13 protein-coding genes and 1 pseudogene are annotated in these 12,337 nt (G+C 51.3%); 6 read left to right on the forward strand and 8 right to left on the reverse strand.

The features are described 5' to 3' along the window. Positions 1 to 8 precede the first annotated feature (8 nt). Together OQV04_RS13405 and OQV04_RS13410 are read left to right on the forward strand one after the other, a co-directional pair. Positions 9 to 824 (forward strand): DUF2877 domain-containing protein, encoded by an 816-nt coding sequence (locus tag OQV04_RS13405; RefSeq protein ID WP_032280436.1) that lies wholly within the window; start codon positions 9 to 11, stop codon positions 822 to 824. Continuing rightward, positions 821 to 1,714: a carbamate kinase gene (locus OQV04_RS13410; protein WP_000855378.1), complete on the forward strand. Its 894-nt coding sequence runs from the start codon at positions 821 to 823 to the stop codon at positions 1,712 to 1,714. The genes OQV04_RS13405 and OQV04_RS13410 overlap by 4 nt, the downstream gene beginning before the upstream one ends. A gap of 136 nt (positions 1,715 to 1,850) precedes the next feature. On the opposite strand, the gene purK is transcribed toward OQV04_RS13410, so the two are convergent. The 4 genes from purK to ppiB all read right to left on the reverse strand — a co-directional run bounded on the left by purK (position 1,851) and on the right by ppiB (position 4,761). Further along, positions 1,851 to 2,918, reverse strand: coding sequence for a 5-(carboxyamino)imidazole ribonucleotide synthase (gene purK, locus OQV04_RS13415; protein WP_247806756.1), 1,068 nt, complete (start codon positions 2,916 to 2,918; stop codon positions 1,851 to 1,853). Continuing rightward, positions 2,915 to 3,424, reverse strand: a complete 510-nt coding sequence (gene purE / locus OQV04_RS13420; protein ID WP_001295318.1) for a 5-(carboxyamino)imidazole ribonucleotide mutase — start codon at positions 3,422 to 3,424, stop codon at positions 2,915 to 2,917. The genes purK and purE overlap by 4 nt, the downstream gene beginning before the upstream one ends. Positions 3,425 to 3,541: 117 nt before the next feature. Continuing rightward, the gene (gene lpxH / locus OQV04_RS13425; protein ID WP_000212253.1) at positions 3,542 to 4,264 is read right to left on the reverse strand and encodes a UDP-2,3-diacylglucosamine diphosphatase; all 723 of its coding nucleotides are present in this window, start codon (positions 4,262 to 4,264) and stop codon (positions 3,542 to 3,544) included. 2 nt (positions 4,265 to 4,266) lie between these two features. Further along, positions 4,267 to 4,761, reverse strand: a complete 495-nt coding sequence (gene ppiB / locus OQV04_RS13430; RefSeq protein WP_000256002.1) for a peptidylprolyl isomerase B — start codon at positions 4,759 to 4,761, stop codon at positions 4,267 to 4,269. A 173-nt stretch (positions 4,762 to 4,934) separates the two neighbouring features. On the opposite strand from ppiB, the gene cysS reads away from it, so the two are divergent. Beyond that, positions 4,935 to 6,320 (forward strand): cysteine--tRNA ligase, encoded by a 1,386-nt coding sequence (gene cysS / locus OQV04_RS13435; protein ID WP_000912345.1) that lies wholly within the window; start codon positions 4,935 to 4,937, stop codon positions 6,318 to 6,320. Positions 6,321 to 6,355: 35 nt separating this feature from the next. Here the strand turns inward: cysS and OQV04_RS13440 are convergent, their stop codons facing one another. The 3 genes from OQV04_RS13440 to folD all read right to left on the reverse strand — a co-directional run bounded on the left by OQV04_RS13440 (position 6,356) and on the right by folD (position 8,065). Beyond that, on the reverse strand, positions 6,356 to 6,877 hold the full coding sequence (locus OQV04_RS13440; RefSeq protein WP_001143547.1) for a metal-dependent hydrolase: 522 nt from the start codon (positions 6,875 to 6,877) through the stop codon (positions 6,356 to 6,358). Positions 6,878 to 6,984: 107 nt separating this feature from the next. Further along, positions 6,985 to 7,197 carry a ribosome-associated protein YbcJ gene (ybcJ, locus tag OQV04_RS13445; RefSeq protein ID WP_000190288.1) on the reverse strand — a complete coding sequence of 71 codons (213 nt, stop codon included), beginning with the start codon at positions 7,195 to 7,197 and terminating at the stop codon, positions 6,985 to 6,987. 1 nt (position 7,198) lies between these two features. Beyond that, positions 7,199 to 8,065 carry a bifunctional methylenetetrahydrofolate dehydrogenase/methenyltetrahydrofolate cyclohydrolase FolD gene (folD, locus tag OQV04_RS13450; protein WP_000729155.1) on the reverse strand — a complete coding sequence of 289 codons (867 nt, stop codon included), beginning with the start codon at positions 8,063 to 8,065 and terminating at the stop codon, positions 7,199 to 7,201. Positions 8,066 to 8,535: 470 nt separating this feature from the next. Here folD and fimA point away from each other — a divergent pair, with 470 nt between their 5' ends. The 3 genes and pseudogenes from fimA to fimD form a co-directional block, all read left to right on the forward strand. Beyond that, entirely contained in the window at positions 8,536 to 9,078 is a 543-nt protein-coding gene (gene fimA, locus OQV04_RS13455) for a type 1 fimbrial major subunit FimA (RefSeq protein WP_032280440.1), read from the forward strand. A 219-nt stretch (positions 9,079 to 9,297) separates the two neighbouring features. Beyond that, entirely contained in the window at positions 9,298 to 9,990 is a 693-nt protein-coding gene (fimC, locus tag OQV04_RS13460) for a type 1 fimbria chaperone FimC (RefSeq protein ID WP_000988364.1), read from the forward strand. 30 nt (positions 9,991 to 10,020) lie between these two features. Further along, positions 10,021 to 12,261, forward strand: a pseudogene (fimD, locus tag OQV04_RS13465) (outer membrane usher protein FimD); the annotation flags it as partial. 16 nt (positions 12,262 to 12,277) lie between these two features. Here fimD and OQV04_RS25075 read toward each other — a convergent pair. After that, positions 12,278 to 12,334, reverse strand: coding sequence for an IS1 family transposase (locus OQV04_RS25075; protein WP_003032489.1), 57 nt, complete (start codon positions 12,332 to 12,334; stop codon positions 12,278 to 12,280). Positions 12,335 to 12,337 lie beyond the last annotated feature (3 nt).

Genomic DNA, 12,337 nt, shown 5'->3' on the forward strand with positions numbered 1-12,337 from the left:
AACGCGCAATGACGATCATCCATCCTCTGCTTGCCAGTAGTAGCGCACCGAATTATCGCCAGTCCTGGCGGTTAGCGGGAGTGTGGCGGCGGGCGATTAACCTGATGACGGAAAGCGGCGAACTGTTAACGCTGCATCGTCAGGGTAGTGGTTTCGGCCCCGGAGGATGGGTGCTTCGCCGCGCGCAATTCGATGCGTTATGCGGTGGATTATGCGGCAATGAACGACCGCAGGTTGTGGCTCAAGGTATTCGCCTCGGGCGTTTCACGGTTAAACAGCCACAGCGTTATTATTTGCTGCGTATTACGCCGCCTGCGCATCCTCAACCGCTTGCAGCTGCATGGATGCAACGCGCGGAGGAAACCGGGCTTTTCGGGCCACTGGTGTTGGCGGCAAGCGATCCGCTGCCTGCTGAATTACGCCAGTTTCGTCACTGTTTTCAGGCCGCGCTCAATGGCGTTAAGACCGACTGGCGGCACTGGCTGGGTAAAGGCCCCGGATTAACGCCAAGTCATGATGACACGCTGAGCGGAATGCTGCTGGCGGCCTGGTATTATGGTGCTTTAGATGCGCGCTCCGGTTGCCAGTTTTTTGCCTGTTCCGACAATCTTCAACTCGTTACCACAGCGGTGAGCGTCAGTTATTTACGTTATGCCGCGCAAGGATATTTCGCCTCGCCACTCCTGCACTTTGTTCATGCTCTGAGTTGCCCGAAACGTACCGCTGTTGCGATTGATTCGCTGCTGGCGCTGGGGCATACGTCAGGGGCAGATACACTGCTGGGGTTCTGGCTTGGTCAACAATTATTACAAGGAAAACCATGAAAACACTGGTTGTAGCTCTTGGGGGCAATGCCTTGCTTCAGCGCGGTGAGGCGCTGACGGCAGAAAATCAATATCGCAATATCGCCAGTGCTGTACCCGCGCTGGCACGCCTGGCCCGTTCTTATCGGCTGGCGATTGTTCACGGCAACGGGCCGCAGGTGGGGCTGCTGGCGTTACAGAATCTGGCGTGGAAAGAGGTAGAACCGTATCCGCTGGATGTGCTGGTGGCGGAAAGCCAGGGGATGATTGGCTATATGCTGGCGCAGAGTTTGAGCGCACAGCCGCAGATGCCGCCTGTCACGACGGTGCTGACGCGCATTGAGGTTTCGCCTGATGATCCGGCGTTTTTGCAGCCAGAGAAATTTATTGGTCCGGTTTATCAGCCAGAAGAACAAGAGGCACTGGAAGCGGCTTACGGCTGGCAGATGAAACGTGATGGTAAATATTTGCGCCGGGTGGTGGCGTCTCCGCAACCGCGTAAAATTCTCGACAGCGAAGCCATCGAGTTGTTGCTCAAAGAGGGGCATGTGGTGATTTGCAGTGGCGGCGGCGGTGTGCCTGTGACGGATGACGGAGCAGGGAGTGAAGCAGTGATTGATAAAGATCTCGCCGCTGCGTTGCTCGCCGAGCAAATTAACGCCGATGGACTGGTGATCCTCACCGATGCTGATGCGGTATATGAAAACTGGGGAACGCCGCAGCAACGTGCCATTCGCCATGCCACACCGGATGAGTTAGCGCCATTTGCCAAAGCCGATGGTTCGATGGGGCCGAAGGTAACGGCGGTGAGTGGTTATGTCAGAAGCCGTGGTAAACCCGCGTGGATTGGGGCGTTATCGCGAATTGAAGAGACGCTGGCGGGCGAAGCGGGGACCTGTATTTCGCTGTAGTGATGAGAGCATCCGGCAATCGGTGCACCATGCCTGATGCGACGCTTGACGCGTCTTATCAGGCCTACAATGGGTACCGGAGCGGTAAGCCGGATAAGGCGTTCACGCCGCATCCGGCAATCAAATGAGCACCAGGTTAACTGAACTTACTCTGTGCCCACATCACACCGCTGGCATACTCCGGCGGCAGTAGCGGGATTAAGGCTTCCAGCGTCGCGGACAGACGCGATGTGTCGCTGTCGGTCAAATTCAGATGCCCCACTTTACGGCCCGGACGGACTTCTTTGTCGTACCAGTGCAGATGCACCAGCGGCAGTTTCAGCCAGTCATAATTCACATCGCTACCAATCAGGTTGATCATCACCGACGGACTATTTACTACCGGTTGCGGTAACGGCAGATCGGTAATCGCCCGCAGATGCAGCTCAAACTGGCTGATGCTGGCACCGTTTTGTGTCCAGTGACCGCTGTTATGCACACGCGGAGCCAGTTCGTTGATCAGCAGACCTTGCGGGGTGACAAAACACTCCATCGCCATCACGCCCACATAGCCCAGCTCCTGCATAATCGCCGACAGCATCTCTTCGGCTTGCGCTTGCTGCTGCGCATTGGCCTGCGGAAAAGCGACGCTGGTGCGCAAAATACCGTCCTGATGCAGGTTATGCGTCAGCGGATAAAACACGGTGCTGCCATCAAAACCGCGCGCGCCAACCAGCGACACTTCACCAGAGAAGTTTATGCCCTGCTCGACTATACATTCGCCGTAGCATTCAGCCGGTAACTGTTCGGTTTCATCGGCGCGTAAACGCCATTGACCGCGACCGTCATAGCCACCAGTGCGACGCTTAACAATCGCCAGCTCACCTAAACGATCAAACACCGCAGGCCACTCGCTGCGATCGGCAAGTAACTGCCACGGTGCGGTTGGCAGGTGGAGCTTGTCGAAAAGCTGCTTCTGAGTCAGACGGTCGGCAATAATCGGGAACACATCGCGGTTCACAAAGGCCGGATGGCGCGCCAGTTCGCGGGTTAATGCGGTTTCCGGCCAGCATTCTATCTCAGCGGTAATCACGCTTTGTTGAAAAGGCACCGCCGCCGGTTCAGCGTCCAGCCCGACTGGCCAGACAGCAATGCCTAACGGTTCGCCTGCCTGACGCAGCATACGGCCTAACTGCCCGTTACCGAGGACGCAAACCTGTTTCATGCCGCACCTCGCGGGTCCGGGTTTTCCAGCACTTCGTCGGTCTGGGCTTTGCGCCAGTCATTCAGACGCTGGTGCAGTTCTTTATCATGAGTCGCAAGAATTTGTGCTGCCAGTAACGCCGCGTTTGCCGCGCCAGCTTTACCAATCGCCAGCGTACCCACCGGAATGCCGCGCGGCATTTGTACGATGGAGTAGAGGCTATCGACACCGCTCAGTGCGGCGCTCTGTACTGGCACGCCCAGCACTGGCACCAGCGTTTTGGCGGCAATCATGCCTGGCAGGTGCGCTGCGCCGCCTGCGCCCGCAATAATCACCTGATAACCGTTCTCTTCGGCACTTTCGGCGAAGCTGAATAGTTTATCGGGGGTGCGGTGAGCAGAAACCACTTCAACGTGGTGCGGGACATTCAGGATTTCGAAGATTTCGGCGGCGAACTGCATGGTAGCCCAGTCGCTTTTGGACCCCATCACGATGGCGACACGCGCCGGATTATTGCGGGAAGACATGCGTCTTAAAACTCCTGTGGTGCACAACTCTCGGCTTTAGAGGGCACAGAGAATAGCACGGAAAGAGAGCAAGGAAAACGGTTGCGTGGCTGTGAAATCAGCAAAGTTGCGGGTTTTTTAAAACGGAAAATGAATTAGCTCAACGTCATCCGCCGTGACTTTCACCATCGAACCTTCCGTATGCCAGGCACCCAGTACCACGCGAAAAGCAGGTTGCTGATTGGCGATAAGTTCATGCACCGCCGGGCGATGGGTATGCCCGTGGATCAGCCATTGCACCTGATGTTTTTCCATCGCACTGACCACAGCGTTTTGGTTAACGTCCATGATCGCCAGCGATTTACTGCTGTTGGCTTCTTTACTGTTCGCGCGCATTCGCGCGGCAATGCGTTTGCGCACAAACAACGGCAGGGCGAGGAATAGCGTCTGCAGCCAGGGTTTGTGGACCTTGGCGCGAAAAGCCTGATAACCCGCGTCATCGGTACACAGCGTGTCGCCATGCATAATCAGCACCCGGCGGCCATAAAGTTCGAGCACCTTTTCTTCCGGCAATAACGTCATGCCGCTTTCACGGGCAAAGCGTTTGCCGAGCAGAAAATCACGGTTGCCATGAATGAAATAACAGGGAACGCCGGAATCGGACACCGCTTTGATCGCTGCCGCCATCTGGCGATGGAGTGGGTTGGGATCGTCGTCGCCAATCCATGCTTCAAACAGATCGCCAAGAATATACAGCGCGTCGGCCTTGCGGGCTTCTCCCGCTAAAAAACGCAGAAAACCGGCGGTGATCGCCGGTTCTTCCACGCAGAGATGAAGATCTGCAATAAAGAGTGTCGCCACGATTACTCGCTAACGGTCACGCTTTCAATGATAACGTCTTCTTTTGGCACGTCCTGGTGCATACCGCTACGACCGGTTGCAACACCTTTGATTTTGTCTACCACGTCCATGCCTTCAACCACTTCAGCAAACACGCAATAGCCCCAACCTTGCAGGCTTTCGCCAGAGAAGTTCAGGAAGTCGTTATCAACCACGTTGATGAAGAACTGTGCAGTTGCAGAGTGCGGAGCCTGAGTACGGGCCATTGCCAGCGTACCACGGGTATTTTTCAGACCGTTGTTGGCTTCGTTTTTGATCGGTTCTTTGGTGGCTTTTTGTTTCATGCCCGGTTCAAAACCGCCGCCCTGAATCATAAAGCCGTTGATAACACGGTGGAAAATGGTGTTGTTGTAAAAACCTTCGCGGCAGTAGTCCAGGAAGTTTTTAACTGTTTCAGGTGCTTTATCGTCAAAAGTTTTGATGACAATATCGCCGTGATTGGTGTGGAAAGTAACCATTTTTGCATCCTGTTCCGTTTGATTGGTGCTTCAACCCAGTTCGGGTCATATATAGGGTGGTGTTATAGCATAACCGCACGATCGGATCATCACGCAATGTATGCTGATTCGCGCGGGAAATATGGGTATTATACGCAACTCAATTACCCACACATGTCTAAACGGAATCTTCGATGCTAAAAATCTTCAATACTCTGACACGCCAAAAAGAGGAATTTAAGCCTATTCACGCCGGGGAAGTCGGCATGTACGTGTGTGGAATCACCGTTTACGATCTCTGTCATATCGGTCACGGGCGTACCTTTGTTGCTTTTGACGTGGTTGCGCGTTATCTGCGTTTCCTCGGCTATAAGCTGAAGTATGTGCGCAACATTACCGATATCGACGACAAAATCATCAAACGCGCCAATGAAAATGGCGAAAGCTTTGTGGCGCTGGTGGATCGCATGATCGCCGAAATGCACAAAGATTTTGATGCGTTGAACATTCTGCGCCCGGATATGGAGCCGCGCGCGACGCACCATATCGCAGAAATTATTGAACTTACTGAACAACTGATCGCCAAAGGTCACGCTTATGTGGCGGACAACGGCGACGTGATGTTCGACGTCCCGACCGATCCGACTTATGGCGTGCTGTCGCGTCAGGATCTCGACCAGCTGCAGGCAGGTGCGCGCGTTGACGTGGTCGACGACAAACGCAACCCGATGGACTTCGTTCTGTGGAAGATGTCGAAAGAGGGCGAACCGAGCTGGCCGTCTCCGTGGGGCGCGGGCCGTCCTGGCTGGCACATTGAATGTTCGGCAATGAACTGCAAGCAGCTGGGTAACCACTTTGATATCCACGGCGGCGGTTCAGACCTGATGTTCCCGCACCACGAGAACGAAATCGCGCAGTCCACCTGTGCCCATGATGGCCAGTATGTGAACTACTGGATGCACTCGGGGATGGTGATGGTTGACCGCGAGAAGATGTCCAAATCGCTGGGTAACTTCTTTACCGTGCGCGATGTGCTGAAATACTACGACGCGGAAACCGTGCGTTACTTCCTGATGTCGGGCCACTATCGCAGCCAGCTGAACTATAGCGAAGAGAACCTGAAGCAGGCGCGTGCGGCGCTGGAGCGTCTCTACACTGCGCTGCGCGGCACAGATAAAACCGTTGCGCCTGCCGGTGGCGAAGCGTTTGAAGCGCGCTTTATTGAAGCGATGGACGACGATTTCAACACCCCGGAAGCCTATTCCGTGCTGTTTGATATGGCGCGTGAAGTGAACCGTCTGAAAGCAGAAGATATGGCAGCGGCGAATGCAATGGCATCTCACCTGCGTAAACTTTCCGCTGTATTGGGCCTGCTGGAGCAAGAACCGGAAGCGTTCCTGCAAAGCGGCGCGCAGGCAGATGACAGCGAAGTGGCTGAGATTGAAGCGTTAATTCAACAGCGTCTGGATGCCCGTAAAGCGAAAGACTGGGCGGCGGCAGATGCGGCGCGTGACCGTCTTAACGAGATGGGGATCGTGCTGGAAGATGGCCCGCAAGGGACCACCTGGCGTCGTAAGTAATTGCGCTATTGCCGGATGCGAGTTTTCGCATCCGGTTATCGTCTGCGCCACCACAACATTCCCATCAGTAGCATCCCCGGCAACCACACCCACATCAATTCAGAAATAATCACCTGATGCCCGTACGCTGTGGTGTAACGAGACAATGCAAACGGCGCGACTTTAATCACCTGCCAGGGAGCGAAAAAGCGTTCATCTGACCACGGCCACAGCCAGCCAACGCCCTTACCGCCAGTGGTTACTGAATCCAGCAAGCTGTGCGATAGCAACGAGACGGTTAAAAACAGCCAGCAGCGAATCAGCCCAGCCCTGAACCATCGGCGTCCAATCAGCACACATAACAGCGGGACAACAAACGCAAACACCAGCGAATGGGTAAACCCGCGATGACCAAAAACATTGCCGTAAGCAACGCCAAATTTAAACGACAATACGTCGGCGTCGGGCAGCATCGCCAGGATGATTCCGGCAAATAACAGACGCGGAGGGATGACTTTCGAACCCAACCCTAAACCAATGCATAGGGGAACGGCGGCGTGCGTAATAACGGTTGGCATGATGGTCGCTTCGGCAAAATGTCGATGCTATCAGCATGGATGAACGGGGCGTAGAGGGCAACAGTCTGAAAAGAGAACCGGCCTGTTGATACAGGCCGGGAAAGGGATCAGGCAACAACCTGTACGCTGTGACCTGCAAAACTCACTGTCTGCCCGGCGACGATTTTGCAGCGTTTGCGCGTTTCAACCGCGCCATCAACTTTCACCTGGCCTTCGGCAATCGCGATTTTCGCCTGCGCGCCGCTTTCGCTCCAGCCTTCCAGTTTCAGCAAGTCGCACAGCTCAACGTGCGGATGTTTACCTAAAGAAAATGTCGCCATGTTACTCACCCTGTGGATCATGATATTCAACGCACGCCTGAAGCGTGTTTTCAATCAGCGTGGCAACCGTCATCGGGCCAACGCCGCCGGGAACAGGCGTAATGTATGAGGCGCGTTTAGCCGCGTCTTCAAACACGACGTCGCCCACAACTTTGCCATTTTCCAGACGGTTGATGCCGACATCAATCACAATTGCGCCTTCTTTGATCCAGTCACCAGGAATAAAGCCCGGCTTGCCGACGGCAACGATCAGTAGATCGGCATTTTCTACGTGGTGACGCAGATTTTTAGTGAAACGGTGAGTCACGGTGGTGGTGCAACCTGCCAGCAGCAGTTCCATGCTCATCGGGCGGCCAACGATATTCGATGCGCCAATCACCACGGCGTTGAGGCCGAAGGTATCAATGTTGTAACGCTCAAGCAGCGTGACGATACCGCGCGGGGTGCAGGGACGCAGACGCGGCGCGCGCTGGCACAGACGACCGACGTTATAAGGATGGAAACCGTCCACGTCTTTGTCCGGATGAATACGTTCCAGCACTTTGACGTTATCAATACCCGCCGGTAACGGCAGTTGAACCAGAATGCCATCGATGGTGTTGTCGGCATTCAGCGCATCGATAAGCTCCAACAGCTCCGCTTCGCTGGTGGTTTCCGGGAGGTCATAAGAGCGGGAGACGAACCCGACTTCTTCACAAGCCTTGCGTTTGCTTGCGACATAAATTTGCGATGCAGGGTTACTACCCACCAGCACAACGGCCAGTCCTGGTGCCCGCAGTCCGGCTGCAATACGCGCCTGAACTTTTTGAGCAACTTCAGAGCGCACCTGCTGCGCAATCGTTTTACCGTCAATAATCTTTGCTGCCATCAGAGAGAGGATTCCATCTGTTACGTAGGTCGAAGGGGATGCGCCTATTTTGTCAGAAGCGGGGCGCGCTGTCAGGTTTCGTTTCAGATTTATCGCGTGAAGCGACCTCTTGCGAAGGTGAGGCGCACTGTCGCTGAGATTGAAAGCTTCATTTTTCGTCCATGATGGCGTTGTAAATCTGGAACTGATTTATTTCCTTGTCTAAGGATTAAGATAATTTAAGAAATACCTGACAATATAAAAAGAATTTTCAGCCTGGTAATTTACCGCTTCAGGTCTATATTTGTGTTGAATATATTTTGCGCGGAAGTATTCATCTAACGGGGCGCTCTATTTTTTAGAATAGAGTGCATATTTTCAATTAAGACATTCTTAGAGGATAAAAAGGAATTTAATACTATCAGTGTCTTAAATAAAGTAATCGGTTATATACGGATGTGGAGTCGATAAATGAGATTGAAGGAATATATATGAAATTAAGATTTATTTCGTCTGCGCTGGCTGCCGCACTATTCGCCGCTACGGGTAGTTATGCTGCCGTTGTAGATGGCGGTACAATTCACTTTGAAGGCGAACTGGTGAATGCTGCCTGTTCAGTGAATACTGACTCGGCAGACCAGGTTGTCACACTCGGTCAATATCGTACCGATATTTTCAATGCTGTTGGTAATACCTCTGCATTAATTCCATTCACTATACAGTTGAACGACTGCGATCCTGTTGTTGCCGCTAATGCTGCCGTTGCATTTTCTGGTCAGGCTGATGCAATCAATGATAATTTATTGGCCATTGCATCCAGTACCAATACAACAACAGCAACGGGTGTCGGTATTGAAATACTTGATAATACATCCGCAATTCTCAAACCTGATGGGAATAGCTTCTCAACCAACCAGAACTTGATCCCCGGGACCAACGTTCTTCCTTTTTCTGCACGTTATAAAGGCACCGGTACAAGTGCATCAGCAGGGCAAGCAAATGCTGACGCGACTTTTATTATGAGATACGAATAATAAAAACCACGTTGTTTTGAATTATATACCACGTCTTATAACAAAGTAATGTACCGGTTGTCTGAAGCGGTATGGTGGCAATGTAAATCGAAATCATGTTCACTTTGTATCATGCCGCTTTATTAAATGAAAAGGGAATGATGTGTTGTAAGAAACCAAAGCAATCATTTCTTTATATTTCTTATTTTTGCCGTCAGGAATACACAAGGCGTATTAACTATGATGACTAAAATAAAGTTATTGATGCTCATTATATTTTATTTAATCATTTCGGCCAGCGCCCATGCTGCCGGAGGGATCGCATTAGGTGCCACGCGTATTATTTATCCCGCTGATGCTAAACAGACTGCGGTATGGATTAGAAATAGCCATACCAATGAGCGCTTTCTGGTCAATTCGTGGATTGAAAACAGCAGCGGTGTAAAAGAAAAGTCATTCATCATTACACCGCCACTGTTTGTTAGTGAACCCAAAAGCGAAAATACTTTGCGTATTATTTACACCGGTCCACCGCTGGCAGCAGATCGTGAGTCTCTGTTCTGGATGAATGTTAAGACGATCCCTTCGGTAGATAAAAATGCATTGAACGGCAGGAATGTTTTGCAACTGGCGATTTTATCGCGCATGAAGTTATTTCTCCGTCCAATTCAACTACAAGAATTACCCGCAGAAGCGCCGGACACACTCAAGTTTTCGCGATCCGGTAACTATATCAATGTTCATAATCCATCACCTTTTTATGTCACCCTGGTTAACTTACAAGTGGGCAGCCAAAAGTTGGGGAATGCTATGGCTGCACCCAGAGTTAATTCACAAATTCCCTTACCCTCAGGAGTGCAGGGAAAGCTGAAATTTCAGACCGTTAATGATTATGGTTCAGTAACCCCGGTCAGAGAAGTGAACTTAAACTAACCGAATCATCTGACAATATCAGAGCTAATTATGAAAATACCCACTACTACGGATATTCCGCAGAGGTATACCTGGTGTCTGGCCGGAATTTGTTATTCATCTCTTGCCATTTTACCCTCCTTTTTAAGCTATGCGGAAAGTTATTTCAACCCGGCATTTTTATTAGAGAATGGCACATCCGTTGCTGATTTATCGCGCTTTGAGAGAGGTAATCATCAACCTGCGGGCGTGTATCGGGTGGATCTCTGGCGTAATGATGAGTTCATTGGTTCACAGGATATCGTATTTGAATCGACAACAGAAAATACAGGTGATAAATCAGGTGGGTTAATGCCCTGTTTTAACCAGGTATTCCTTGAACGAATTGGCCTTAATAGCAGTGCATTTCCCGAGTTAGCCCAGCAGCAAAACAATAAATGCATCAATTTACTGAAAGCTGTACCTGATGCCACAATTAACTTTGATTTTGCAGCGATGCGCCTGAACATCACGATTCCTCAGATAGCGTTGTTGAGTAGCGCTCACGGTTACATTCCGCCTGAAGAGTGGGATGAAGGTATTCCTGCTTTACTCCTGAATTATAATTTCACCGGTAACAGAGGTAATGGTAACGATAGCTATTTTTTTAGTGAGCTCAGCGGGATTAATATTGGCCCGTGGCGTTTACGCAACAATGGTTCCTGGAACTATTTTCGCGGAAATGGATATCATTCAGAACAGTGGAATAATATTGGCACCTGGGTACAGCGCGCCATTATTCCGCTGAAAAGTGAACTGGTAATGGGAGACGGCAATACAGGAAGTGATATTTTCGATGGCGTTGGATTTCGTGGTGTACGGCTTTACTCTTCCGATAATATGTATCCTGATAGCCAGCAGGGGTTTGCCCCAACGGTACGTGGGATTGCCCGTACGGCGGCCCAGCTAACGATTCGGCAAAATGGTTTTATTATCTATCAAAGCTATGTTTCCCCCGGCGCTTTTGAAATTACAGATTTGCACCCGACATCTTCAAATGGCGATCTGGACGTCACCATCGACGAACGCGATGGTAATCAGCAGAATTACACAATTCCGTATTCAACAGTGCCAATTTTACAACGCGAAGGGCGTTTCAAATTTGACCTGACGGCGGGCGATTTTCGTAGCGGTAATAGTCAGCAATCATCGCCTTTCTTTTTTCAGGGCACGGCACTCGGCGGTTTACCACAGGAATTTACTGCCTACGGCGGGACGCAATTATCTGCCAATTACACCGCCTTTTTATTAGGGCTGGGGCGCAACCTCGGGAACTGGGGCGCAGTGTCGCTGGATGTGACCCATGCGCGCAGCCAGTTAGCCGACGACAGTCGTCATGAGGGGGATTCCATTCGCTTCCTCTATGCGAAATCGATGAACACCTTCGGCACCAATTTTCAGTTAATGGGTTACCGCTATTCGACACAAGGTTTTTATACCCTTGATGATGTTGCGTATCGTCGAATGGAGGGGTACGAATATGATTACGATTACGACGGTGAGCATCGCGATGAACCGATAATCGTGAATTACCACAATTTACGCTTTAGCCGTAAAGACCGTTTGCAGTTAAATATTTCACAATCACTTAATGACTTTGGCTCGCTTTATATCTCTGGTACCCATCAAAAATACTGGAATACTTCGGATTCAGATACCTGGTATCAGGTGGGGTATACCAGCAGCTGGGTTGGCATCAGTTATTCGCTCTTATTTTCGTGGAATGAATCTGTAGGGATCCCCGATAACGAACGTATTGTCGGACTTAATGTTTCAGTGCCTTTCAATGTTCTGACCAAACGTCGCTACACCCGGGAAAATGCGCTCGACCGCGCTTATGCCTCCTTTAACGCCAACCGTAACAGCAACGGGCAAAATAGCTGGCTGGCAGGCGTTGGTGGGACCTTACTGGAAGGCCACAACCTGAGTTATCACGTAAGCCAGGGCGATACTTCGAACAATGGGTACACGGGCAGCGCCACGGCAAACTGGCAGGCCGCTTACGGTACGCTGGGGGTCGGGTATAACTACGACCGCGATCAACATGACGTTAACTGGCAGCTGTCTGGTGGTGTGGTCGGACATAAAAATGGCATAACGCTGAGCCAGCCTTTAGGGGATACCAATGTTTTGATTAAAGCGCCTGGCGCAGGCGGTGTACGCATTGAAAATCAAACTGGCATTTTAACCGACTGGCGCGGCTATGCGGTGATGCCGTATGCCACGGTTTATCGGTATAACCGTATCGCGCTTGGGTAATGACTCCAACTTATTGATAGTGTTTTATGTTCAGATAATGCCCGATGACTTTGTCATGCAGCTCCACCGA

Origin of the sequence: Escherichia sp. Lx600-2, assembly GCF_036662595.1 — a bacterium.
Classification (GTDB): Bacteria; Pseudomonadota; Gammaproteobacteria; order Enterobacterales; family Enterobacteriaceae; genus Escherichia; species Escherichia coli.

What these genes read in the sequence shown, in the direction of transcription:
- OQV04_RS13405 (WP_032280436.1), top strand. Translation starts at nt 9, where the DNA reads ATGACGATCATCCATCCTCTGCTTGCCAGTAGTAGCGCACCGAATTAT.
- ppiB (WP_000256002.1), bottom strand. Translation starts at nt 4,761, where the DNA reads ATGGTTACTTTCCACACCAATCACGGCGATATTGTCATCAAAACTTTT.
- folD (WP_000729155.1), bottom strand. Translation starts at nt 8,065, where the DNA reads ATGGCAGCAAAGATTATTGACGGTAAAACGATTGCGCAGCAGGTGCGC.
- OQV04_RS13410 (WP_000855378.1), top strand. Translation starts at nt 821, where the DNA reads ATGAAAACACTGGTTGTAGCTCTTGGGGGCAATGCCTTGCTTCAGCGC.
- cysS (WP_000912345.1), top strand. Translation starts at nt 4,935, where the DNA reads ATGCTAAAAATCTTCAATACTCTGACACGCCAAAAAGAGGAATTTAAG.
- ybcJ (WP_000190288.1), bottom strand. Translation starts at nt 7,197, where the DNA reads ATGGCGACATTTTCTTTAGGTAAACATCCGCACGTTGAGCTGTGCGAC.
- fimC (WP_000988364.1), top strand. Translation starts at nt 9,298, where the DNA reads ATGATGACTAAAATAAAGTTATTGATGCTCATTATATTTTATTTAATC.
- fimA (WP_032280440.1), top strand. Translation starts at nt 8,536, where the DNA reads ATGAAATTAAGATTTATTTCGTCTGCGCTGGCTGCCGCACTATTCGCC.
- OQV04_RS13440 (WP_001143547.1), bottom strand. Translation starts at nt 6,877, where the DNA reads ATGCCAACCGTTATTACGCACGCCGCCGTTCCCCTATGCATTGGTTTA.
- purE (WP_001295318.1), bottom strand. Translation starts at nt 3,424, where the DNA reads ATGTCTTCCCGCAATAATCCGGCGCGTGTCGCCATCGTGATGGGGTCC.
- purK (WP_247806756.1), bottom strand. Translation starts at nt 2,918, where the DNA reads ATGAAACAGGTTTGCGTCCTCGGTAACGGGCAGTTAGGCCGTATGCTG.